This window comes from Cyanobium sp. Cruz-8D1, assembly GCF_024345975.1.
Classification (GTDB): domain Bacteria; phylum Cyanobacteriota; class Cyanobacteriia; order PCC-6307; family Cyanobiaceae; genus Cyanobium.
The window spans coordinates 1-23486 of sequence record NZ_JAGQCD010000017.1 but is presented as its reverse complement, the minus strand read 5'-3'; the positions used below and the strand labels follow the sequence as shown (position 1 = coordinate 23486).

Annotated in this window: 26 protein-coding genes; 10 read left to right on the top strand and 16 right to left on the bottom strand. The window is 64.1% G+C overall.

Annotation, left to right across the window (positions count from 1 at the left end; translation table 11 throughout):
- Positions 1-58 precede the first annotated feature (58 nt).
- From KBZ33_RS11530 to KBZ33_RS11520, 3 genes are all read right to left on the bottom strand, one after another.
- Entirely contained in the window at positions 59-325 is a 267-nt protein-coding gene (locus KBZ33_RS11530) for a hypothetical protein (RefSeq protein ID WP_254953270.1), read from the bottom strand.
- A 54-nt stretch (positions 326-379) separates the two neighbouring features.
- Positions 380-1123: a L,D-transpeptidase gene (locus KBZ33_RS11525; protein ID WP_254953273.1), complete on the bottom strand. Its 744-nt coding sequence runs from the start codon at positions 1121-1123 to the stop codon at positions 380-382.
- Between the two features lie 97 nt (positions 1124-1220).
- Positions 1221-1421, bottom strand: a complete 201-nt coding sequence (locus KBZ33_RS11520; protein ID WP_254953275.1) for a hypothetical protein — start codon at positions 1419-1421, stop codon at positions 1221-1223.
- Positions 1422-1683: 262 nt separating this feature from the next.
- On the opposite strand from KBZ33_RS11520, the gene KBZ33_RS11515 reads away from it, so the two are divergent.
- From KBZ33_RS11515 to KBZ33_RS11490, 6 genes are all read left to right on the top strand, one after another.
- Positions 1684-2592, top strand: a complete 909-nt coding sequence (locus KBZ33_RS11515) for a major capsid protein (RefSeq protein ID WP_261362404.1) — start codon at positions 1684-1686, stop codon at positions 2590-2592.
- A 79-nt stretch (positions 2593-2671) separates the two neighbouring features.
- On the top strand, positions 2672-3106 hold the full coding sequence (locus KBZ33_RS11510) for a hypothetical protein (RefSeq protein WP_254953278.1): 435 nt from the start codon (positions 2672-2674) through the stop codon (positions 3104-3106).
- Positions 3107-3116: 10 nt separating this feature from the next.
- Positions 3117-3791 carry a hypothetical protein gene (locus KBZ33_RS11505; RefSeq protein ID WP_254953281.1) on the top strand — a complete coding sequence of 225 codons (675 nt, stop codon included), beginning with the start codon at positions 3117-3119 and terminating at the stop codon, positions 3789-3791.
- Positions 3792-3871: 80 nt separating this feature from the next.
- Positions 3872-4114 carry a hypothetical protein gene (locus tag KBZ33_RS11500; protein ID WP_254953283.1) on the top strand — a complete coding sequence of 81 codons (243 nt, stop codon included), beginning with the start codon at positions 3872-3874 and terminating at the stop codon, positions 4112-4114.
- A 40-nt stretch (positions 4115-4154) separates the two neighbouring features.
- Complete coding sequence (locus tag KBZ33_RS11495) at positions 4155-4832, top strand: hypothetical protein (protein ID WP_254953286.1); 678 nt, start codon at positions 4155-4157, stop codon at positions 4830-4832.
- Between the two features lie 12 nt (positions 4833-4844).
- On the top strand, positions 4845-5891 hold the full coding sequence (locus KBZ33_RS11490) for a hypothetical protein (RefSeq protein WP_254953288.1): 1047 nt from the start codon (positions 4845-4847) through the stop codon (positions 5889-5891).
- A 102-nt stretch (positions 5892-5993) separates the two neighbouring features.
- On the opposite strand, the gene KBZ33_RS11485 is transcribed toward KBZ33_RS11490, so the two are convergent.
- From KBZ33_RS11485 to KBZ33_RS11440, 10 genes are all read right to left on the bottom strand, one after another.
- Entirely contained in the window at positions 5994-6617 is a 624-nt protein-coding gene (locus tag KBZ33_RS11485; RefSeq protein ID WP_254953290.1) for a sigma-70 family RNA polymerase sigma factor, read from the bottom strand.
- 357 nt (positions 6618-6974) lie between these two features.
- Entirely contained in the window at positions 6975-7187 is a 213-nt protein-coding gene (locus KBZ33_RS11480) for a hypothetical protein (RefSeq protein ID WP_254953291.1), read from the bottom strand.
- A gap of 425 nt (positions 7188-7612) precedes the next feature.
- The gene (locus tag KBZ33_RS11475) at positions 7613-7966 is read right to left on the bottom strand and encodes a hypothetical protein (RefSeq protein ID WP_254953292.1); all 354 of its coding nucleotides are present in this window, start codon (positions 7964-7966) and stop codon (positions 7613-7615) included.
- Positions 7967-7996: 30 nt separating this feature from the next.
- Complete coding sequence (locus tag KBZ33_RS11470; protein WP_254953294.1) at positions 7997-10456, bottom strand: ATP-binding protein; 2460 nt, start codon at positions 10454-10456, stop codon at positions 7997-7999.
- Between the two features lie 144 nt (positions 10457-10600).
- A complete protein-coding gene (locus KBZ33_RS11465) occupies positions 10601-11524 on the bottom strand; it encodes an HNH endonuclease (RefSeq protein ID WP_254953296.1) in 924 nt (307 codons plus the stop codon).
- On the bottom strand, positions 11521-12198 hold the full coding sequence (locus KBZ33_RS11460) for a DUF1156 domain-containing protein (protein WP_254953298.1): 678 nt from the start codon (positions 12196-12198) through the stop codon (positions 11521-11523). Before KBZ33_RS11460 ends, KBZ33_RS11465 begins: the two co-directional genes overlap by 4 nt.
- Positions 12195-12875 (bottom strand): retron system putative HNH endonuclease, encoded by a 681-nt coding sequence (locus tag KBZ33_RS11455; RefSeq protein WP_254953300.1) that lies wholly within the window; start codon positions 12873-12875, stop codon positions 12195-12197. The genes KBZ33_RS11460 and KBZ33_RS11455 overlap by 4 nt, the downstream gene beginning before the upstream one ends.
- A gap of 2 nt (positions 12876-12877) precedes the next feature.
- On the bottom strand, positions 12878-14353 hold the full coding sequence (locus KBZ33_RS11450) for an AAA family ATPase (RefSeq protein WP_254953302.1): 1476 nt from the start codon (positions 14351-14353) through the stop codon (positions 12878-12880).
- A 1-nt stretch (position 14354) separates the two neighbouring features.
- Positions 14355-17882 (bottom strand): helicase-related protein, encoded by a 3528-nt coding sequence (locus KBZ33_RS11445; protein WP_254953304.1) that lies wholly within the window; start codon positions 17880-17882, stop codon positions 14355-14357.
- 159 nt (positions 17883-18041) lie between these two features.
- Positions 18042-18962, bottom strand: coding sequence for a hypothetical protein (locus KBZ33_RS11440; RefSeq protein WP_254953306.1), 921 nt, complete (start codon positions 18960-18962; stop codon positions 18042-18044).
- A gap of 170 nt (positions 18963-19132) precedes the next feature.
- On the opposite strand from KBZ33_RS11440, the gene KBZ33_RS11435 reads away from it, so the two are divergent.
- The 4 genes from KBZ33_RS11435 to KBZ33_RS11420 are packed head-to-tail and all read left to right on the top strand — an operon-like array spanning position 19133 to position 22323.
- Complete coding sequence (locus KBZ33_RS11435) at positions 19133-21271, top strand: WYL domain-containing protein (protein ID WP_254953308.1); 2139 nt, start codon at positions 19133-19135, stop codon at positions 21269-21271.
- 39 nt (positions 21272-21310) lie between these two features.
- A complete protein-coding gene (locus tag KBZ33_RS11430; protein WP_197163942.1) occupies positions 21311-21592 on the top strand; it encodes a DUF1778 domain-containing protein in 282 nt (93 codons plus the stop codon).
- Positions 21579-22064 carry a GNAT family N-acetyltransferase gene (locus KBZ33_RS11425; protein ID WP_254953312.1) on the top strand — a complete coding sequence of 162 codons (486 nt, stop codon included), beginning with the start codon at positions 21579-21581 and terminating at the stop codon, positions 22062-22064. Before KBZ33_RS11430 ends, KBZ33_RS11425 begins: the two co-directional genes overlap by 14 nt.
- A gap of 34 nt (positions 22065-22098) precedes the next feature.
- Positions 22099-22323: a hypothetical protein gene (locus tag KBZ33_RS11420; RefSeq protein WP_254953314.1), complete on the top strand. Its 225-nt coding sequence runs from the start codon at positions 22099-22101 to the stop codon at positions 22321-22323.
- 6 nt (positions 22324-22329) lie between these two features.
- Here the strand turns inward: KBZ33_RS11420 and KBZ33_RS11415 are convergent, their stop codons facing one another.
- From KBZ33_RS11415 to KBZ33_RS11405, 3 genes are read right to left on the bottom strand one after another with little or no spacing between them, the layout of a single operon-like run.
- Positions 22330-22677, bottom strand: coding sequence for a helix-turn-helix domain-containing protein (locus KBZ33_RS11415; protein WP_254953316.1), 348 nt, complete (start codon positions 22675-22677; stop codon positions 22330-22332).
- Between the two features lie 32 nt (positions 22678-22709).
- Complete coding sequence (locus KBZ33_RS11410; protein ID WP_254953318.1) at positions 22710-23210, bottom strand: hypothetical protein; 501 nt, start codon at positions 23208-23210, stop codon at positions 22710-22712.
- A 5-nt stretch (positions 23211-23215) separates the two neighbouring features.
- Positions 23216-23374, bottom strand: a complete 159-nt coding sequence (locus KBZ33_RS11405; protein ID WP_254953320.1) for a hypothetical protein — start codon at positions 23372-23374, stop codon at positions 23216-23218.
- Between the last annotated feature and the right edge of the window lie 112 nt (positions 23375-23486).

The following is a 23486-nucleotide window of genomic DNA, read 5'->3' as shown; positions in this document are numbered from 1 at the left end:
CGCAGGAGGGCCTCAGACTGGAGAGGCCCGGAGCAAGCCCTCCTTCCGCTCCCAGGCGTTACCGGTCCATGCGCGTGAGCGCTGCTCCGCCCAGCAGTGCCAGCAGCAATTTGAGGGTGGAATCAAACCCGCCCTGCAGCTGCTCCAGGGTGCCGGGGCAGATCTGCCCGATCGATCGCCCCTCCAGCGCCCGCTGGCCGCAGACCCCAGCGGCGAGGGAATAGATCAGCAGCTGGGTACCGATCACCACCGCCAGGATCTTGAAGACGAACCGCTCGCGGTCGAACGGCGGCTTGGGCGGCCGGGGCAGTGGGCCTGAGTCCATCGCTGCTCTTCCCTCGCGATCAGGCCCCAGCTGGCGGCAGCACCAGAGCCGCCGTCACTTTTTTTCCTGGAAGACCCCCACATAGACGGTGCCCTGCCGGTGGAGGGGCAGCACCTTGTCGCGCAGATCGGCGTTGTGCAGGCGAACGCAACCGAGGGTGGGGTGCAGCGGCTGCTGCGCTGCCCAGGCGCCGGGCCAGCCGCAGGCCGATCCACCGCCGTGGAGCATGATCCCGGCCCGACCCACGGCCACCTCCTGGCCCTCCATCTCCTCCATGTCGAAGGAATACCAGCCGTAGGCCATGGCGGTGTCGCTGCAGGGCGGGTTGGGGTTCTGCTCGTAGTCGGCGTAGAGCTGGCCAAGCCTGTAGAGCCCCGGCGGGGTGTCAGTGCTGTTGTGGCTCCAGTCGGTGTCGGCGCCTTGGCCGCGGGCCAGGCAGGGGATCTTCCAGAGGAACTGGCCGTTGTGGTCGTAGGCCTCCATGTCCTCGTCCCGGTCATTCACCAGCAGGTAGGAGTCGCCGGGTTGGACGGGTGCTGCCAGCTGCGGGCCGGCCATCCCGGCCTCCTCTGAACCGCGGGGATCCAGACCACCGGCAGGAGCTGCTGGGACCGGGGGCGCGACCGGCTTCTCGCTGAAGGTGAGCGCCCAGGGAGCCTGCTCATTGAGCACGGCCTCGCTGCCGGGCAGGGCAGCGATCGCGGCATGGAGGGTCCAGACGCCGGAAACCTGCTGGGGTTCACCGCGAAAGGCTTCAAAGCGGTCCTGGAACCGCTCGGGGGTCATGGGGCTGGCCATGGGCATGGTGCTGCTGAGCCCTGTTGCCAGTGCTGGCTTGGGGCCGCCGGCTGCAGGCACAAAGAGAGCGCCCCAGCCGCAGCCGGGGCCGCCCGCCTCAGAAAGGCAGCTCGCTCTCGGGGCACCAGAGCGGCACCGAAGCTGGCGTGGCCACCTGGCGCTCAAAGAGCAGATCAGCGCAGAGCTGCTCCAGCCGCTCCAGAGGAGCCGGGCGGTGGGCCGAGGCCTCTTCCCACAGCAGCTCCAGGGTGCGGGAGCTCAGGAGCTGGAAGGCGCGGATCCGGGATGCGGAAGCCATGGCAGGCGTAGCGGAGACCCCGAAGCAGGCCGGGCGGGGTCAAGGGGCAGCCCCCTCTGCAATGCGGAGCGCAGCGCAGCCAACGCACCAGTCCGGCTGACTCGCGTCAGCCCTTGAGGCCGCCCGGACCATGAGGAGGGCTGCGCGTAGCCGATCCACCAGGAGCTGGGCCACTACGGTTCTGTCTCCTCGGTGGTTTGGGGCGTGGGTCACCTGGCAACAGCTGCTGTTGTCACTGGGGCGAGGCCCCGGGAGTGTGCCCTTGGGCCTGACCTTGATCGAGGCGCAGAAATACGCCCGCCGCGCCGAACAGCTGGCGGTGCTCAAGACCTTTGCGGAGGGGGAGCTGCTGCGCCGCCTGCCCTTCCGCAACCTCGTGGGCGGCTCCCTGAGCTTCCCGGCCGAGACCAAACTCCCCCGCGTCGGCTTCCGCGCCGTCAACGAGGGCTATCGCCAGAGCTACGGGGTGATCAACTCCGATTCGGAGTTCGTGCACCTGTTCGGCGGCGACCTGGATGTGGACCGCTCGATCGTGGATCTGCAGGGCCCTGAGGCCCGTGCTGCCCAGACCGAGATGAAGGTGCGCTCCATGCGCCTGACGCTGGAGGCGGCGATCATCAATGGCGATGACACCTTCGATCCGCGGGCGTTCAACGGGTTGAGCAAGCGCCTGGCACCTGGAGAGGACCAGACGATCGACAACGGCGGCAGCACCCTCAACCTGCTGGCGCTGGAGGCGCTCACCGACAGCGTGATCGGCTACGGCGGCGACAAGGTGCTGATCGCCAGCAAGGCCGCCCGCCGCCAGATCAGCACCGCCTCCCGTCAGGCCGGCGGTGACCTCTATGAAGTGATCGACGGCCGCCACTACTTCGAGGGGATCGAGATCCTGCTGGTGGAGGAGGACGCCGAGGGCAAAGCCGTGCTCGGCTACGACGAACCAGTGGGCACCACCTCGATCTACTGCTGCGTGCTCGGGGATGCCGCCGTCTGCGGTCTGCAGGGCCCATTCGAGGGGCGCTACGGGATCTCGGTGCGGGACTTCGGGGAGGTGCACGACGCGCCGGTGTTCCGCACGCGGGTGGATTGGTACGTGGGTTTTGCGGTGTGCAACCGCAAGGCCGCCGCACGCCTGTTCAACGTGGCGCCCATGCCGCTGGTGCTGCTCTGAGCAGCGTTTGATCAGCTCCGCAAGACCCTGGCGGCACAACAGATCTTTTCCCCCTGTTCTTTGTTCTGGAGACCCTTCCATGACCTCTCAAGCCACTCGGCTGCTCGACGCCCAGACGGTGCTCGTCGGCTGGATCAACCACTCCGCCACCGACTGCTACGAGCACACCCGCAGCAGCGGTGATGTCGTCAACCTCGGCACCGATCTCGATGCCACCAGCTCCTTTGTGCTGGTGGCTTCCCACCCCGGCCATAGCGGGGCGGTGACGGTGACCCTGGAGCTGGCGCCGCTGTTGGCTGACGGCACCGCCGGCAGCTGGATCACCGCCGCGGCCGTCGCCTTCCCCTCCGCTGGCGGCAAGGTGGAGGCGATCATCAGCGGCGCCGCGCTGCTGATCAACCCAGCCGACAGCGAGCTGATCACCCCGCCCTGCCTGCGGCTGGCGCGGGCGATGGTTTCGCCTGGCACGCCTGCCGGGATGACCGTGGCGCTCACCGCCAACCAGGGGCTGTGAGGTGAGCGGCATGAGCAACCCACTCGACACCCTCAACATGGCGGCCGGAGCTGAGGCCCTGCCGCTGGAACTGCTGCAGCCTCTCGACAGCAGCAACCCCGCCTCCACGCCAGTTCGCCTCTCGGGCCCGGAGCAGCGGCTCAACGTCACACCCGATCCGGGTGTGGGCGATGTAGCGCTGCTGCCTCCCAGCCAGCTGCTGATCGGCAAGGACGGTGCGACTCGCTCGATCTGGCCGGTGCACCTGGCCGGCTGGCAGGCCCTGGGCTGGCAGCTGCTCAACCCCGCCAGTGGCGGCGATGAGCCGGTCCCAGTGGACACCGCGGACATCGCGCCGGAACCGGAGCTGGTGGATGGGCTCGACCTCGAGCCGGAGCAACCAGCAGCGACGGAACCCCTCCCAGCACTCGATGAGCCCACTCCTACCGACGACCCGCTGGAGACCACCACCGATGGTGGCGAGGCCCTGTTGGCTTCTGAGCCCACCGACTTCCAGGCCATGACCAAGGCCCAGATCGTGGAGTTCTGCTCCACCGTCTACGGCGTGGAGCTCGATGGCAGCCAGACCAAGGCCGAGCTGGTGGAGCAGGCGATGGCGCTGGAAGCCCAGGCCAGCGGCAGCAACGAGGGCACTAACGATGCGGCAGATCTCGCTGCCCTGGAGCTGGGGGATGCCCTGCTCTGATCACAGCGGCCAGGGCTGCCCCGGCCAGCGCATTCCTGGCTGGGGGCTGGCAACAGCTCTGCAGCACTGCCCTGGCGCCGATGGCCACTCCCGATCCGGCTGTGCTGGCCGAGCTGACGGCCCAGTGCCGCAGCAGCAGCCGGCCCCAGGGAGTGATCTTCCTGGGCCAGGCCCAGCTGCAGGACGGCGGAACCCCTGAACCGCCACCAGCCGGGGGCGTCAGTTCGGTGCAAGCTCTGGCGCCGCTCATCAGTGCCACTGCTGGCGATGGGGTGGTGGTGATCGCGCTGGACCTGCGCCTGCTCAGCCCCTTGCCGCACTGATTTCTCCCCTCCACCTCTCTCCCCTTCTGCACTGATCGCCATGGCCACCACCACCGATACCCGCACCAGCGGCCGCTCCCTGCCCCAGCCCAGCGACCTGCTGCTGGTGCAGCGCGGCAGCACGCCCTACCGGGCCACTGCCGAGGAGGTCAAGGCGTTCATGCTCACGCCGGCCACGGCGGCGGCGATCGGTGCAATCAAGCCGGGCACAAACCTCAGCGTTGATGCCGATGGCACCCTCCATGCCGCCATCTCCGGTGCCCTCACCTACCGAGGTGCGATTGACCCCACCACCACTGAGGCTCCGGCTGGCGCTGCAGTGGGGGATGTGTACTTGGCTAGTGCTGGCGGTCCTGCCCTGGCGAGCTGGAGCGGCATCGCGGGTCAGGACATCGCCCAGGGGGATCTGCTGCTGTTTGACGGGGAAGCCTGGAGTGCAAATGCCGCCCTGGGCCCCGACGGTGCCGGCGTGATCCGCATCCAGGTGGCCGCACCACTGAGCGTTGATGAAAGTGACCCGGCCCAACCGCTGCTGAGCGTTGAGCCCGCATCCACCATCGCTGCAGGCGTGCTGCGCCTAGCGGCTGTCGAAGACCTAACCGCCGGCACCGAGGGCGCCGCTGTCGATGCAGCAGCCCTCAAGGAAGCCATGGCCACCGCCCAGCCGGCCGGCGACTACATGCCGCTGGACCTGAGCACCCTTCCAGCTCTGCCCTGAGCGCCCCAGCTGATGACCCTCCAACCAGGCGACCTGCTGGCGATCACCCGCTCCACCGGGCCCCAGGCCGGTACCTATCAGCTGCCGGCGGCAGCACTGGCGGAGTTGCTGAACCCGTCGCCAGTGCTGGCTATCAGTGGCGTGCTCTGGTCAACCGTGCGCTCAGTGGCAGAGAACAGCTGGCAGGCGATCTGCTGGTCGCCGGAGCTGCAGCTCTACGCCTGCGTGGCGAGCAGCGGCACGGGCAACCGGGTGATGACCTCAAGCGATGGCATTCGCTGGAGCCCCCAACTATCAGCAGCCGATCTGAACTGGGTGGCGCTCTGCTGGGCCGCCGAGCTGGGGCTGTTTGTCGCCGTCAGCGACAGCGGCACGGGCCAGCGGGTGATGACCTCACCGGATGGCCGCAGCTGGACCCTGCGCCAGACGCCTGCCATCAACAACTGGACATCGATCTGCTGGGCACCAGAGCTGGGCTTGCTCGTGGCCGTGGCCAGCAGCGGCACGGGCAACCGGGTGATGACCAGCAGCGATGGCCTCACCTGGATAGCCGGCCCGGCTGCCGCAGATCAGGAGTGGCGCTCCATCTGCTGGGCGCCTCAACTGGGGATATTCGTGGCGGTGAGCAGCACCGGCGGCAACCAGCGGGTGATGACCTCAGCCGACGGCCGCAGCTGGTCCCTGCGGAGTGCGGCCAGCACCAACAACTGGATGGCACTCTGCTGGGCAGCGGAGCTCGGTCTGCTGGTGGCGTTGAGCAGCAGCGGCACAGGCAACCGGGTGATGACCTCCCCCGATGGCAGTAACTGGACGAGCCGGACCTCAGCCGCTGATAACACCTGGACCAGCCTCTGCTGGTCGCCGCAGCGGGAGGTGCTTGTGGCCGTAGCCAGCAGCGGCAGCAGCCGGATCATGACCAGCGCCGATGGCATCACCTGGACCGTGCGCAGCACCCCAGCCTCTATCAGCTGGCGATCGATCTGCTGGTCACCCCAGCGCAGTCAGTTCGCAGCAGTGAGCAACAGCGGCACTGGCAACCGGGTGATGGTGAGCCCGTGACCCATGACTGACACCAAGGCACCCCTGCCAGTGATTGGCTCGCGCTGCTGGAGGGTTCTGATCAGCCCAGAGAGCAGCGTCACTGTGCTGAGCCAAGGGGCCTCAGCCCCCGCCTGCCAGCTGCTGGCGCAGTGCCTCAAGAGCCTTCTTCTGGGCCCGCTGCACCGACATGGCACTGATCTCCAGCCGCTCAGCTGCAGCGCGGAGTGACAGGCCCTCAAGGATGGTGAGCCTCAGGGCCGTGGCTTGAGCTGCCGGCAGCTGATCTACTAGCTGCTCCAGCGCTTGATCATCAGCGGGCCCGGCTGCTTCTTGCTCTGGGCTTGCCAGCTGATCGAGCAGGCACGGCTCGCCAGCAAAGCTGGCATCGAGGCTGCTGTGGCCGAGGGGGCAATCCCCTGCTTCATGGACGCGCTTGGGCACACGCACTAGCCGCACCCGATCACGCAGGTGATGCTGCAGGGCACCGGTGATGCAGCTGCGCAGATAAGGAGCTGCGGGCTCGCCGGCTCTGCAGCGGGGAGCAGAGCGGACCAGGGCCTCACGGGCCACCTGGATCAGATCCTCCCGCTCCACCAGCGGGAAGAGGCGCCGGGCGGCGGCGGAAGCCAGGGCATCAGCCAGGGGCAGGTGCTCCAGCACCAGGGCATCGCGGGCACGCAGGGCAGAACGGACGAGAGGCTGGGGCTGCTGCTGGCGGCGCGAGGGGGAAAGCGGGGAAGCCATCTGGGGACGGCGGAGAACCCCACCCCCACCGGCCGGCCGCAGCGCCACGGCAAGGACGCCCCCCTGGGGCGCCTGGCCCGATCCTTGACGCGGCGTGAGGACTGGCCGAGGGAGGCGGTGGGTGTGCGCCGGTGCGGGGGCAATTCCCTCCCCCACTGCCGGTGCTGCAGGGTGCCCAGCCCAGGGACCGCCCAGTCGGAACCGTCAGGCCGTTGCGGTGAGCCGCCTCAGTGAGGAACCTGCAGCGTCCACCCGCTCGCTGGTGAGGGAGGCATCCATGGATCCAGGAAGCCCAAGCCCACGGGCGCTGTGGCAACACCCGAACGCCGGAGGCGGTGTGCCTCCGGCCCCGGGGGCTCAGAGCACCCGCACCTCGGCCTGGGGACCGAGCACCCGCTGCTGATTGGCAGCCAGGATCAGGGCCTGCTCGCGAGGCACGTAGTGCGGCTTGGCGCTGATGCGCCCCTCGCGATCGAGGAAGAGCACCCGCAGCAGCTGGCCGGCGGCATCGAGGAGATGCACCGAGATGATGCGGATCGGGCAGGAGCGGCTGAGGGGAGTGGCGGCCATGGCTGGGCTGGCGAACGACACCGCCGTTGAGCCCCGGCGCCGCCAGCGCCGCGCAAGGGTCGCGGAGCGACTCGCGTCAGCCCTTGCGCGGTGCGCAAGCCGGGGCAGGCCGGGTGGCGTAATCGCCAGAGCCCAAGGCCTGCCCACCAGCAGCAGGCTCAACCCCCATCCGCCGCAGGTGCTTCCGGGCAGACCAGATCGGCAGCTTTGCGGGCATCGCCGAGCAACTGCAGCAAGATCTGAAGCGACTCTCGCAGTAGCTCAATTCAGTAGCTCAGCAATCTATTGCATAGCTAAAAGGCGGAGTTGCCGGACACGAAAGCCCAAGACAATGAAGCAGTTAAAGCCAAGCCTCCTTTTATGGCCTTGGGGGCGGACCATACAGGATTACCGCCAGCTTAGGCCGTAGCTTATCGCTATTAATCCTAGAACTCCTCAAATGTTGACCTGTCATCGGGATAGGTGTAGTGCGGGAAGATCCAATGGGCCCCATTGCTTGTCCCCGTGATTGCCCTCCACACTGAGCCCAGGCTGTCTATATCTTTACATCCGTAATAAGTGTCGGTCGTGACCTCGTAATCAATGGTTATCTGATCTCCTGCCATGGTGGCGTCAGTGAACTCGTGATCAAGGTACGTCGTCCGGCAGTCTCCATCGTCGACCTTAAGGTCAAGAGCAGGACGAAGTTCATCTCGAAAACCCTTAATGTATTCCAAGTAGTCTGGCTCGTCGTCCTCGGACGATATTGGAATAGGTATTGCGACGTGGTCCTCTGTCATGGCATTAGATCTCAGAGCCTATAATTATGTTTAGTACAGACCCGGCTTATCCACCTTCAGCGCCGACGAGTTCTCCAGCACGATCCGCGCTGTGGCCTCGTCGATACCGCCAGGCGCCCGCACCTTGACCTCCAGGGACATCTCAATCTCCACCCCTGGCAGCGCCTGCAGGTGCGACATCACCTCGACCAGGAACTTGCCGACCTGGGGACCTGCCGTCACCGAGTCCAACTTCACCGAGGCGGTGTAGGTGGTGGGGAGGCTGGGTTTTGGCGGCGGTGGTGGGGGAATGGGATCTGGTCCAGGCCCAATGACCGGTGGCTTGGCGATGCCCGGCCCCGTTCCACCGGCCCCAACCACTTCTGGCTTCGAGGCCTGTCGCTTCCGCTCCTCTTCAGCCAGCCGATCCGCCTCGATCTGGACGGCCGCTACCTCGTCTTTCACCACCAGGCTCGTCAAAGATGCCGGGCCAGTGTTGGGGCCCTGCTGGGGCCTCAAGCCGCTGTAGCGCCCAGTGCCCTCATCGAAGTCATCGGCAAGGTGAAATGTGGCTTCACCGGTTAGGGCAGCCTGCTGATTCACCAGGGCGTTGAGGATCACCTGATCGGTAGCCACGCGGGGCAGGTAGAGGTACTTGCGGCTCCAGTCGACAAGGTCGCGGACTGCCACATGGGGCTTGTCGGTCCAGAGGAAGCGGTTGAGGTCGTCGCGGATGCGGCGGGCACCAAGTTGCAGGAACAGCACGTCCTCCTGCACGCAGCGCTCACTGGCCCGCTCGGCCAGGCTTCCCTTGCCGCTGGTGAGCTTCTTCTCGTCCCAGAGTGCCCCACCGGGGCCCGGCTTGCTCTGATAGGGGATCAGCAGGTGGCACCAGGTTTCTGGGATGCGGCTGGCCACGGCCTGGGTCGCTTCCGCGATCTTTCCAATCGCTTGGTTCTTCTGGGCGACCGTGAGGTTCAGCTCCAGCTCGTTGTCGATGATGTGCTGCCAGGCGCGGCGATCGGCCAGGGCGTGGAAGAGGTTTTCAAGATTGGCTTCATCGGGAGCCAGGAAGATCAGGGTGTTGGCGAACTGGCGGGGGCTGTTGCCCCGGCTCTGCAGGCAGGTTGCGGTCCATTGCCTCGCCGCGCTGAACTCAACGCCCTTGCGATGGGTGTGCTGCGCCGCGAGGAGCACGAGCCGGGTGGCCGCTTCATCGGGGACGGCACTGTTTTCCAGAGGGGCCGCATGAAGACCGGCGAAGTCGCCCCGCTTGGTGGCCTCCTGGGCAAGGCGGGTGTTGAGTTCAGCCAGCAGCTCTTCGCGCTGGCGCAGGTAGCTCTCGCGGTGCTCCTCGGCGGTGCGGTTGAGGTTGGGGCGGGTGTCGATCCAGTAGCGGTCGCCGTCCTGCTGGATGAAGCGGCCCCGATCGCCGAGGCGGCGCAGGGCATCGCCGAACACGCCGATCGGCTCGCCCGGCATCACGCAGGCGAGCTTCACCCGCTGATCGCCGATCCCTTTGCGCAGGGCATCCGCATCTGGGGCGGTGCCGATGTAGAGGGAGCGGGCCACCCGCTTGCAGGCGCTGACACGGCCGAAGTTGGGGTTCTCCGTATCCAGCCGGGTGGGGGTGGATTGGGGGCCATCCACATCCTGGGAAATGATCGGCTCCCACTGGTTGTCGAGGAAGCGCACCAGCTCGTTCTTGACGTCGTTGTCGTCCAGCGGGATCGAGCTGGGCGTGATCAGCAGGTCCTTGCTGTTGCTGTTCCAGAGGCCCTCGATCGTGAGCGCCAGAAGGCGCAGCACGCCCCGAGTTCGTTGGAAGCGATCGAGGGTGCTCCAGTCGTCGTAGAGGCGCTTGAACAGCTCAGGGTGGATCGGATAGGCGCTGATCAGCAGGTCGCGGTAGCCCGCTTCTCGTGTTTCGGCCGGGAATTCTGAGGGGTTCTGGGAATAGAGGTCGGTGAAGCTGCGGACCACCGCATCGCGGGCGGCGCCGGCTTCCTTGGTGGTGATCGGCTCGAACAACCGCCTCCGCACAATCTCGAAGCCCTCATTGCCGGTGGCAGGCCGCCATTGGTAGGCGATGCGGGTGACCACGTTTTTGAGGGCCGAGACGGCCTTCTCGCCATCATTGCCGCCGATCTCGTTGACGCTCTGGGGAACAGAGATCAAGAGCAGGGCATTGGGCACCTGCTTCACGGCTTCGGTGAGCGCCTGCGCGAAGGACACCTGTGAATCGAAGGTGCCTGCCGGCAGGGTGGCGTTGCTCACCAGGTTGCGGGCGTAGGCCACCCACTCATCCACCAGGATCAGGCAAGGGGCATGGGCGGTGAACAGGGCGGCCAGATCCTGGGCACCGGGGGCCACTCGCTGCAGATCACTGCTGGCGATAAGGGCATAGCCATGGGCCCCACCGAGCTGATAGGCGAGTTCACCCCAGAGGGTGTTGACGACGGTGCCATCGGGATAGGTGGTGGCCTTGGAGGGGCTGAAGGCGGTGCCCACCAACACGGCGCGGCCTGGCCACGGCTGGGGTGAATGAGACTGTGATAGCCACTTGATACAAAATCTACATTAGATTTCAGGATAGCAGCCCCTAGCCCACTGCAACTTACTGCAATAATTTCAACATTCATCAGGCTCATTCAGTTAGCCAAGAAACCTATTATTCTGATGCCACTCAAGGTGCGAAAGGTTTGGCCTGCTTGATGGATTCTCTGGCAACGTCACCAATTTCCTTCCATGCAGAGCATAGTACTCACGGCCGTTTGAAAACTCCTCGCGAATTCGCTTGCTGACTTCGATGTTGAACTCTCTTGTCAGAGTCAGATATCCACCATCAAATAATGTGTGCAGATCGGATCTCATGAAGATGCCATTGGAAACCTCATGTGGTCCCTCCTCGGAATAGGGCTTAATGTGCGCTGCTTCCAGGACTGGCAGTGTTTTCTCCCCTGTGATTGCACACTTCCGCGAGTAGGCATCCATGACCAGAATACGAAAGCCTCCCTGACCAAGCCTTGGAGCCACAAGCTGCGGCTTGCCGAATCTGTCAATTGGTTCATATGGCTTGTCTGTACTATTTCTCGGATAGCTAGCCGAAAAGACTGCCTGAGCCTGCTCGAACAACCTCAGGCCTTCGCTGCCCGGCGCGATCTCGTAGCTCTTGCCAGTAACGATGTTGCCCGACCAGTCTGATGGTGGGTCAATGGTCTCATTGTCTTCCAGGTAGAACGGCTGAGTCAAGATTGTGCATCCAATGATCGGGTTGAATTCGTTATCCCTTCGATGCCCCTGAATCATGCGTCGAAACTTTTCCATGGAATCGGTACCATTGGCTGTTGCGAAGGCCTTCCACGCTAGATCAAGACTTAAAGTCGTGTGACGTACGAAGAATGCGCCACCCACGATCCGATGATGAGGATATTTTGACTTAAATAGGAAAAGCTCGCCAGGCTCCAAGGCCTTGAACTGGTTGGTAGCCTTTGGCCGCCAGAAGTTCATCTCATCAGCATTACTGCTGCGGAGGTAACGGAACCAATCCGTATCGGTGATGCCAATATACAGTTTCATGGCATAAGCATAACCTTGCCAAGATTTAAAAGAGGATTAGCGAAAAGTGTGGCTGAGATCAGCCGCCAACAACTAAACGAACCAATGCTATCTGCAACGCAGTCGACGGGAATGGCTGATACGGTTGCCATTTTGTGCATCTCAATCATCGCCTTGTTGATCAGCACCGCCACCGGGTTCAGATCACTGGCGTAGGCCTCCAGCCCCAACCGCTGCGCCTCAAGCGGCAACGCCCCACCACCGGCGAAGGGATCGTGGAATCCAGGCAGCTTCTCTGGGTTGAACAGCTCTGCAGCCTCGGGGTGATCGGCGTTGTCGGCGCAGGCCCTCCGCCAACTGCGGTGGATCTCTGCCCGCGTCCGATTCAGCACCTGCTCGTTGGTGGTGTTCTCCCAGGTCACCAGCTCGCTGATCAATCCGAACAGCCGCAGCCGCTCGTTCTCCTGGGCTTCCTCAGTAGGGAACTCCTCCGGCACCGCCGAGGGGTCGTCCACCATCTGGCAGAAGATCACCGCCCGCGCCGCCGCCAGAGGCCGCCGCGCCCACCACAGGTGCAGGGTGCTCGGGTGGCCATGGCGGATGCTCTTCTCTTTCGCCGAGGCCGCATTGATCGCCTCCAGCGGGATAGCGATCTCGATCAGCTTCTTGCGGCGGTGGACGGGGTGGGGGGTCATGGGGTCGAATAATTCTCAGGGCCAAGGATTAGCTCTAAGGGCTGCAATGCCGCAGATGAATATGTGTCCAAATGAGGCAATACTGAAGAGCGGATTTCATCTAAAATTAAATCAACTATTGCTTCCTCCGCATCCTCTTCGATTAAGCCTAGATGGCCTTGAACGCAATAATATTTACTCAACCTCTCTGGGACGTGATGAGGTGCGTTCAGGTTGAAAACATCAATAGTTGTTTGGCCGCGTATTTTGTCGTTCACTGAGAGCCCATCGCGTACGGAAACCCTACCGTCAGAGCCGAAGACAAGAAAGTGCCAAGGATCCTCCCTATCGGGCTTGATAAGATCAGCTAAATTATAGCCACTAAAAGGATTACGGCTGCTGTCCTTGTAATGTCCGCAGCAATCATTTCTATTACAGCTTCCAAAAAGATTGGTCCATTCAAACGTGAGGTCGGGGCGTTTGCCTCGATTTGCGAAATGTTCAATGTGACGACCGTTTTGAAGTCCAGCTTCACAGTAGGCACATACACCACCCTGGATGCTTAATAACGCAATCCAAATCTGATTTCGATGGTCACTGGATGGAGTGCAAGGTTCTTTGACAGACCATTTATCAGTGTTCGGATTGTATTGGGTTAAGAAATTCGGATTGAGAGGCGTGCGGTATAGGAGCTTCATGCTTAACCCTCCTTGCCAGAGCGATCTGAAATTTTCTTGCGGATCATTCGAAGGCGGATAGCTTGATCACACTCAACAATCTGTTGAGAGCTTTCTCCAAAATGCTCGATGAGATCTGCACGAAGACTTTCGGCCTCTGTTGATGTCTCAAGGTCTTGGCTGATTAGTGCATGATAACGAGTTAGTTCCTTCGCGGCTTTAAGTTCTCCCCAGATAGGATGAACACCCATTACATCCGAGAGAATGCGATCACTAGGTACTGCTGATGTTTGTTTTATCGGGCTGGTTACGAGACCATCTTTGATCACTCGAATATGCTCCTTGCTAATAGTGCTTATCACTTCAGAGCTATGAGTAGAAACAAGAAACTGGATTTTGGGAAATACCTTTATAAGCCGAGAAAGCACGGACTGTTGCCACTCAGGGTGGAGATGCATATCGATTTCATCAATAAGTGCAATCCCCGGAGTGAGGTTTGCCACTTCCCTTCCCAAGTGTGGATTTAGCTGAGAGCATCTAAACACCATGTCGGCAGCCATGGCGAGCATGTTGCGCACTCCATCTGATAGAAGGCGTACTGGAAACACGCGACCATCGGCATGAAAAGCCAGTAACTCTTGATTGACATAGTCCCATCGAACCCCCTTCCAGCCAGTGGGTTCTAAAATTTGTTGAATGGTATCGCTTACTGCATTAAGTCTCGCAATGGCTTGATGACCTGCCGATAGCCCGCTGACGTGTTCTGCTTGAGCTTCGCTGCTCATTGGGGAGAACCAAGCAAGGAATGCCTTATAGCTTGAATTTGGATTAAGGCAATCCCTGTAGCCACTTAGCCGAGACTTGCTACCAACGTAAGCGCTTTTCTGTGGAATCTGAGAAAACAGTCTCCCAGTTCCGTAATAAGATATTAGAGGAAGAGTGACAGGCGCTTCTTCGCCAGCCTGTGAGGAAGGACGAGGCTGGATTCCTTTCAAAAGTTCTTTCGCAATTTTGGCAAGATCTTTGGCATCCTTGATTGTAGTCTTTGCTTTTGGCTGATCTGATCCAAGCTCTCTTGCCCAGGATACTGAATGCCCAAAGAGAATCGCCGTCGCGTTTAACTTTGTATGCTCTTGAGGTAGATAGTTCTCCATACTGCCACCGGGGGCAACGAAAAGTTGAATGTCTTCTTTCTTGAATCCCGGAGAACTCACCTGCTTCTGTATAGTATCGACAAAGAGCCGAAGCGAGATCGCAACTCCATCAAGAATTGCTGTCTTGCCTTCCCCATTGGGTGCTGAAAATAACGTTAGTTTTGGGTGAAAATCAAGCTTAACAGTATCAAAGCAACGATATCGAATTAGTTCAAGAGTCCGTATGGCAAAATGATCATCGTCGACATTGGGCCATCCGCTTAGTCTTTCACTCTCTGACCAGCCATCAATTCCTAAAAGCTCGAGTAGACTCACCTGATCACCCGCATTATCATTACTTGTCATGTTAATGAGCCCTGTTGCCAGCCGCCAGCAGTTGCTGGAGGTTCTTGGTGATCTGGGTATCGCCAAAGCCCGGCACCCCCCAGTCGATGCCGCTTACGTAGACCGGCGCTGCAGCCTGATCCCCCGTCACGGCCACCAGGGCCAGCCGGAAACGGTGGGGCGAGTTGCGGCCGGTATTCACCTCATTGATCGTGAGCGTCACCGAGTCGGCCCCATCAATGCGGCCCTTCACCTCGATGAAGAACAGATCGCCCTGGTCATCCATCGATTCGATGTCGTAGCCGATGCCCCGCTGCGCACTCACGTCCCGTGGCATGCGCCCCAGTGCCTTCTCCGCCTCGAACACGGCGTTCATCGCCAACAGCTCCACCCGCTTCCGGGCGGCTGCATCGGGGCCGGCTTCTTCTGCGGCGCCACTGGCCTCCAGCAGCAAGCCCATCGGAATCACCAGGGTTCCGCCCTTGAGGATCGGCACCTTGGCGCTGATCTGAGCCTCCAGCGCCAGTTGGACCTTGCGCTTCTCCAGTCGGGCCAGCAGGAGTTCGTAGCGCTCCTTGGCCACCTGGGCCGGGAGCCGCACCTGTTTGCCGGCCGACTCCTGCAGCTTGAGTTCTTCGTAGCGGCGGTACCAGAGGTTGATTTCCCGCTGCATCCGTGACTGAATCTCCTGGCTTGCCTTGGCAATCCGCTCCAGCCGTTCACCCTTCACCTCTTCCAGGTGCTCGGGCACCAGGGTCGTGAGGGCCTGGGTGATCACCAACTGATCCCAATCCTGCGCCAACCAGCTCTCGCTGAGCACCCCTTCGATCTGCTCACGCTCCCCTTCTTTCAAGGGTCGGTAGTCGAGGTAGGGCGCAGAGCCAGCAATGGCAACCTCGCCCTGGCGGTTGATCTCCAGGAATTGCAGCCGATTCGAGACCAACTCCTGCTTTCCATGGCGGTTGCGGCGGCCGTCCTGCAGCCCATGCTCCAGGCAGAACAGCATCCGCGGCTCAGTGCCCAGATCCCGTTCATCCACCAGCACCGCCCCTTGGCCGAGCACGGCGCCATCACGCTCCAACACCAGGGATAGGCAAGCCTCCAGCAGCGGATGGCCAGGGCTCACCAGCTCCGCCCGCGGGGTATCGGCAACATGGTCCTTCTCGAAACAGATCCGTTCGTAGCGCGCATGCACGGGTATCCCGAAACCGATCTGCTGGTTGCGATCAAGCAGCAGCGGTGGCACGTAGGTGATCTCGTAGCGGCCCTTCTCCCGGTCGAACACCTTGCCGCCCAGCCGCCGGAACGCCTGGATGAAGAAGTCGTGGACGTAGTGAGGATGGATGCGGCGGGCCATCGCCCGTTCCATCTGCTGCCGGAGCAGCTCCACCTTGTGGACATCCATGCCCTGCTGGACCAGGGCCCGCTCGTTGAGCAACTGCCGCAGATGCTCCTGGTTCACGGCCCCTTCGATCTCCAGATCCATCTGGAGCTGCCGTTCGGGTTGCTGGTTGTAGCGCACGGCGTCCATCAGCAAGTCCCGCAGTGACCGACCTGAGAAAAGTTGCCCGAGCACGTCGAAGACCTTGTCGCCGAGGGCTTCTCGGGCGATCTCCAGCTTGTGGAGAAGCTGGATGTAGACATCCCCCTCGCGGGTGTCCTTGGCCAGCAGGTTCCAGAGATGGCAGACCTCCTTCTGGCCGATCCGGTGGATGCGCCCGAAGCGCTGCTCCAGCCGGTTGGGGTTCCAGGGCAAGTCGTAGTTGACCATCAGGTGGGCCCGCTGCAGGTTCACACCCTCCCCGGCAGCGTCATTGGCGAGGAGCACCACCACCTGCGGATCGTTCATGAAGGCATGCACGATCTGGCGGCGTTTGTCGCGCGCCACCCCGCCATGGATCTCCACCACCGCCTCCGGCCGGCCCAGCCGATCGCGGATCTTGATGGCTAGATCCGTGAGGGTGTCCTTGAACTCGGTGAACAGCACCAGCTTGCGGCGGCCGCCATTGGGCTCGCGCATCTGCTCGTCATCCAGGATCCGATCAAGTTCGCTCCACTTGGCATCGCAGCGTTGATCCACCACCTTCTTGCTCAGCCTCTCCAGGCCCTTGAGGGTTTCGATCTCGGACGCCAGCTCTTCGAGGGTCTGGGCTGTGGTGGCGTTATCGGTGAATGCCTCCTCAGTGGCTTCCACTTCCCCGGCGGTGTCCTCCTCATACAACTCGGCGATGTCGTCGTCGCTGATGGCGCCTGGGTCGAACTTGGCATCAAGAACCAGCTTGCTGCCCGCCTCACGGCCCTCTAGGAGCAGGCGCTCCTCCTTGAGCCGGCTCTCCAGCCGCTCCCGCCGTCGTTCCAGCGAGCGATGGATGGCGAATGGTGAACTGGCCAGCCGCCGCTGCAGGGTCATCAGCGCGAAGCCCACATTGACCCGCTTCTTGGCGCCGCCCTGCTGGTTGGCGTTGCGGTCGGCGCGGTTCATCTCGTCGCGCACGTATTCGGTCACCTTCTCGTAGAGCACTTTCTCAGGCTCGGAGAGTTCGTATTCGGCTGTGTAGCTGCGGCGCTCGGGGAACAGCTTGGTTCCCGAGAATGTGTAGAGGTCTTCCTTCACCAGCCGGCGCATCAGGTCCGTGGGGTCGCTGCGGTGCACGGCATCCTTCTGCTGCCCCGCGAAGCGGTCCTCATCCAGCAAGGCCATGAACAGCTGGAAGTCCTCGTCCTTGCCGTTGTGCGGCGTCGCCGTCATCAGCAGGAGGTTGCGGGCATGGCTGCCCACCCGCTTACCCATGTCGTAGCGCTTGGTGCGCTTCACCTCATTGCCGAAGTAGTGGGCGCTCATGCGGTGGGATTCATCGAACACCACCAGGTCCCACTCGGGCGCCTGCTCCAGTCGGGTCTGCAGCTCCGCATCGCGCGAGAGCTGATCCATCCGGGCGATCAGCAACGGCCGCTCCGCGAAGGGATTACCCAGGCCGGTGGCGTTGATCAGATCGCGGGTGAGCAGTTCGAACTGCAGCTCGAACTTCTCCTTCAGCTCGTCCTGCCACTGCTCTGTCAGAGAGCCCGGCGCCACGATCAGACAGCGCTCCAGCTCGCCACGGATCAGCAGCTCCTTGATCAGCAGGCCGGCCATAATCGTCTTGCCTGCGCCGGGGTCGTCCGCCAGCAGGAAGCGCATTGGCTGGCGGGGGAGCATGTGCTCGTAGACCGCGCTGATTTGGTGGGGCAGCGGGTCGATCGTGCTGCTGCTTACTGCCACATAAGGGTCGAACAGGTAGGCCAGCCGTATCCGTTCGGCCTCCGATACCAGCCGGAATAGCTCGCCGTCCCCCTCGAAGCTCCACTTGCGGCCACCACCCACCAGCTCCAGGTCGGCCTCATTGCTGCGGAACAGCAGCTGCTCGCCCAGGGCGCCGTCCTGCCCGCGGTACACCACCTTGCAAGCGGCCTCCCCCAGCATCTCGGCGGACACAATCCGGACAGCCTCGCGGCCCACCAGGCCCCTGACCTGGGCATCGGGCATGAGGTCTTCCAAGCGGGCGGTCATCGCGGCGTGCCCCCCTGTGGTTCGACCGCCTGTGGCGGGTGGGGTGGCATGGGGGGCAGGTGACGCTGCGGCCAGTCTGCACCTAGCGGAAGCGATGTGGCAGCACAACAGAAGCACTTGGAGCCGCGAGTCTTGGATCTATGCACGGAGCGCATAATTTCAGCCCTCCAGCTGTTGCGCGGCGCCGATCCGGCCCAGTTCCCGGGCGGTGTGCCGCAACACCGGGTGCTCCTGCCAGTCGGCCGGCAGCGCCAGCCATACCGGACTGTGGGGTCGGGAAGCCTGGGGCCCGTGGCCAAAGGGCCAGCGCTGCAGGGAGGCCCAGGTGTCGGCCTCCCGATCGGCCACCACCAGAGCCAGGGTGCTGCCCTGGATCCGGCTGATCCAGTCATCTGGGGTCTGCAGGCTGTTGCCCCCGCTGCGCAGGGGGAGCCCCAGCTCCCGCAGGAGCCGCCGCAGGCCGGGCGCCAGGCCGCGATCGGGCACCAGCACCTCCGCAACTCGCCCCCCTGAGGCCGGCCTGCCGGGGACAGCGCCCACCAGCACTGGCGCCTCGGGGCAGAACGCCAGGGCCAGGGGCAGCTCCCCCAGCGGCAGCAGCTCCAGCTCCTGGTGGTTCAGTCCTTCTGCTTCCTCCAGCTCCAGGCCTGAGATCAGGGCGCCATCGAGCACGCCCTGGCGTACCAGCTCCAGCCAGTTGGCCGCCGCCCGGAACCGCTGAGGGGTGGGCAGCAGCCAGGGGCAGCCCGCCAGCAGGGGGTGATGGAGCAGATCGCTGCCGATCCGGGCGACACCAGCAGCCAGGCGATGGGCGCGGCAACCCAGCCGCAGCAGGCGCATCGCGGCCGAGGTGCCATAACCGCAGCCCCAGAGCTGGCAGCGATCGCGCACCAGGCCGAAATCCTCCGAGAGGAGCCGGTAGCGGCGGCTGATGGTGGGCTGGCTCAGCTGCAGGTGACGGCTGGTCTGCACGGTGGTGCCGCAGAGCTCCAGCAGATCGAGCAGGCGGATGTCGTGCAGCAGCTCCGGCAGGCGGTAGTGATGGGCCTGGGCCAGCGACGGGGGGCGCGGGGAAGCCATGGGATGGATGAGGCGCTGGGAGCAGCCTCAGCAGCGCAGGCGGTTTTGGTGCCGTTCTTCCTGCGAAATAGCAAAGCCGTCAGACAGATCCCAGTCGTGGTTTGGTCCTAAATCTGCTCTTTCGCTTGTAGAGCCTTGCCGTGGCACGCCCCAGCGGCCACGCTGTGGCCATGACCAGCCCACCTGTTGCGCCCACGCCTGCGCCCCTGCGCTGCCACCTGCTGATCGGCCCGCCCGCCAGCGGCAAGACCACCCTGGCTGGCGTGCTGGCCCAGCTCACCGGTGCCGTGGTGCTCTCCACCGATGTGGTGCGCGGCGAGCTGTTCGGCGACGCGGCGGTGCAGGGCCCGTGGCGTGACATCGAAGCCCTGCTGCACCAGCGCCTCCGCGAGGCCGTGGCCGCCGGTACGCCGGTGATCCTCGATGCCACCCATGCCCGCCGGCCCTGGCGCCTGGCGATCACCCAGGCCCTGACCTTGCCGGTGCCGGTGGAGTGGATCGGCTGGTGGCTCTACACGCCGCTCGCCACCTGTCTGCAGTGGAATCAGACCCGCAAGCGCCTGGTGCCCGAGCCGGTGATCCGCGAGATGGCGGCCGCCCTGGCCGATCCGGCGTTCGGGCCATCCCGGGCGGAGGGATTCGCGGCGGTGGTGGCGGTGGTGCCCACCCACGGCCGCGAGTTGGAGGCCCTGCTGCGTGATGAGCTGGCGCGCCTCGATCACCGCATCCGCTCGGCCCGCAACCGGGAGAAACGCTTCCAGCTTCACGGGTACTCGCGCCTACTGGATCTGGAGCGGCTGCTGCACCTGCTGCGCCTGCTCACCACCTACCCCGAGCTCTCCGCAGCCGACCCCGCCACCCGCGCGGAGCTGGAGGCGATCGTGTCGCCCCTGCCCGAGGGCGACCTGGCGGATCAGGCGGCGGCCTACCTGCGGCGTCTACACGGCGATTGCTACGGCGATGCCACCGCGATCCGGGGGGATCTGGCCTGGTTGGAGGCCAATGGCTTCTGCAGCGCCGAGCCCTCCTTGGCACCGATCCAGCTGGCGCCGCCCCAGCCTGAGCCGCCAGCCACAGGCCCCTGGCCCGGTGGGGTGAACGGTGGCTTCCCGCCCATGGGCGATGGGCCGGTGTTCATGCGGGTGTTCACCCTGCTGCGCCACCTGCTGCAGCAGCCCTTTGATCAAGCCGAGGGCGTGCCCTTGCCCGAGCACCTGATCGAGCGCACCGAGGCCATCCCCGGCGCCTACCTGCCTTCCGAGGCCGCCACCCTGCGCAAGGACCTCGAGAAGCTGCTCACCCCCTATGGCTTCCGCCACCGCAACGACAACGTGCGCCACGGCTATGCCATCGGCACCGCCCTGCTCTCGGCCCACCGGTTGCGGGAGATCCACGGGGTGGTGAGCCAGGCCGCCGGCCGGCTGGCCGATCCCACCGCCCAGGATCTGCTGCGGGAGCTGGAGCAGCGGCTCGCCTGGGGAGGCATCGCCGTGGACGGCACCACGCCGGTGCGGGCGTTCGCCAACCGCTCGATCGTGAGCAGTGCCCTGGTGCGGCCCGATTCCCTGGCCGCCGAGCGGCAGGCCGAGGCCCTGGAAACGGCGATCGTGGAACGGCGGCGGATCGAGCTGGAGCGCTACGTCTCGGTGGGCTCCTTTGCGGACAGCCCAAACGGCTCCTTGCGCGTGTGGCCGCTGCAGCTGCTGTTCCACAACATCGGCTGGTATCTGGTGTTCGAGGAAGACGCGATCGGCACCGGCGTGGGCCTGATCCGCAGCGAACGGATCGACCGTCTGGCCCTGCGCCGCAGCGAACGGGGCAACCGGCGCAGCGACGAGGCCCACAGCCAGGCCCTGCGGCGCCTGGAGCTGCTGTTGCACCACAGCGGCGGCATCTATTTCGGCCATGACCTCAAGAGCCAGCTGCGGCTGGCCAGCCCCAATGCCCGGATCCGCGTCAAGCAGCTGGTGACGCTGCGCTTCTGCTGCCAGGGCTGGTGCTTTGCCTTCATCCGCGAAGGCCTGCAGCGGTACCCGATCGAGCACACCCGCTTCTCCAGGCCCCTGCCCGGTGAGCACTGGTGGCATCACCCCAACGCGCCGCACGTGCTGGAGCCCGGCAGCCCCAGCGACACCCACCCTTATCCGGTGGAGCTTGACCTACCTCCCTGGACAATGGAGCGCGACATCGATCTGCGCAACTGGTTGTTCGGCTTCGGCGCCGGCATCCGCATTGAAGCCCCGCCGGAGCTGCGCCAGGAGCATCAGGAGCGGCTGCAGGCCGCCCTGGCGGTGTACCAACCGGTCTAAAAGAGCGCACTACAATGTCATGACAACGAGAGTGGGGTGATGGCGCGCGATCAGGTGCTGCAGCTGCGGGCCTCGGCTGAGCAGCGCCAGCTGATTGATCAGGCCGCAGCGGCAGAAGGGATCAGCCGCACCGAATTCATCCTGCGCAGCTGCCAGGAGCGAGCACGGGATGTGCTGCTCGATCGCACGCTGTTTTCTCTGACGCCGGAGCAGACCACGGCCCTGCTGGTGGATCTGGAGGATTCCGGCGCTGCCGCCCAGGATCAGGCCAGCATCGACCGTCTGCTCGAGCTGCCGCTGCCCTGGCATGCGCCCGCCTGAGCCCCTTGGCCCGCAGCATCAGCTGGAAGGCTTCGACTGCGGCAACGCCGCGTTGAACCGCTGGCTGCAGCAGCGGGCCCTGGCCAATGAGCGCCAAGGGGTGTCGCGCACGGTGGTGCTCTGCCCAGACGAGGGCAACGCCGTGATCGCCTATGCCTGTCTGTCGGCTGGGGCGATCGTGCTGGCGGAGGTGCCCGGTGCCTTGCGCCGCAACATGCCCGACCCCCTTCCCGTTGTAGTGCTCGGCCGATTGGCGGTGGATCGTCGCCAGCAGGGCCAGGGCCTGGGCCGCGCCCTGGTGGCCGATGCGCTGCGGCGCAGCCTTGCCGCCAGGCGTCTGATCGGCGCCAGAGCCCTGCTGGTGCACGCGATCGACGAGCAGGCGGCTGCGTTCTACCGCTCGCTTGGATTTCGCCCCTCGCCGCTCAGTGCCTCGACGTTGATGCTGCAGCTCTCAGAACCAGCCGACTGACACCCGCCCCAAAGCTCCCCACGCCACCCATCCCATGGCTTATCCCAACATCGAAGCGATCCTGGAAGAAGGCGGCGACATCACGGTGGGGCGTGTCGGTCCGATCGAGTGTGTGGCCTCCGCCACCACCAGTTACGACTGCCCGGTGATGTTGGTGCGTCGCGAGGGGGGGAGCTTCGTGGCGCTGCTGCGGCGACTGGATCGCTCGATCGCCAAAGCCTGGGAGCAGGAGATCACCATCGACGAAGTGAATGGTTGAGTGGCTTCAGGACAGAGGCGGCTCGGCCGACGCGTCGTCGCCATCCGCAGGTGTCAGATCCCTGCGGCTGTTGCGATCGCGCAGGCCGTCCAAACGCGACCTCACGGCCTCCACGTCTTCCAGTGGGAAGCGCCAGTGCCCCCCGGCGGTCTGAAAGGCACCAGGAAACCAGCCACCCTCCAGCCAGTTCTTCACGGTGTTGGCCGACGACACCCCAAGCAAGGTGGCGGCCTGCTTACTGGTGAGCGGGGCAGCTGCAGCACTGGCGACCAGCCGATCAACCAGGTCGCTGCGACCAGCCTCCCGGAGGGCGGCGGTCACATCGCTGAGGAGAGCCGGGCTGATCGCGCTCATGTGCCGAACTTACGCCCAAAGCATCAAAACCGTCAGTTGAGCGAGCGGACCCGACGCTGCTTGCGGGAGGCCTGCTCGATGGTTTTGAGCTCCTCGGCCTCCTGCTGCAGCTCACCGGCGACGGCCTCCAGGTCGTCTGCGGCGTCGCGCAGCTGGCTGCTCAGCTTGAGGCCCTGCTCAATCGAGGCGCTGTAGGCCGCTGCGGCCTGATCAATCTCGGCGAACAGCTCTTTGTATTCCTCCGGTGGGTTCCGGTCCCACTCGTCCATGGCGACCGCCGCCTGCTGCAACACCCCCAAGGCGGAGCGCCAGCTGGCCTTGAGGCGGAAATCGAGATGGCGCAGATCCACGTTGGCTCGCTTGAGCTCCTGGGTGCTGGAGACCTTTGCCAGGGACAAGACCTGGCCCTTGAGGTCGGCCAGCGAGGGCTCTTTCTGCCGCGCAGGCCTGTCACCAGCCGAAGCTTTGGCCGTTGCCTTGGCTTTGGCGGCTGGCTTGGCTCCTTTCGCTGCAGGGGAAGACTTGCGGGGCATGGTGCTCACTCAGCGAGGCCCAGCCCCAGCTGCTCACCGCCGCGCAGTTGCTCCAGCTCCTGCCGCAGGGCCTGGCTGGTCTGCCGTTCGATCCTGAGGGCTTCGCGCAGCTCATCGCGCTCACGCCGGTAGCGGTTGGTGTGGGCGACCTGACTGCCCGACACAAGTCTGAGAACCCTTGCGACAGAATGGGTCTCAGTCAATGGGGTGGGCAGGGAGCCATGGGAGCTTGGGGCTGCGAAACCAATCCAATCCCCTGTGGATCCCCAGACCCGT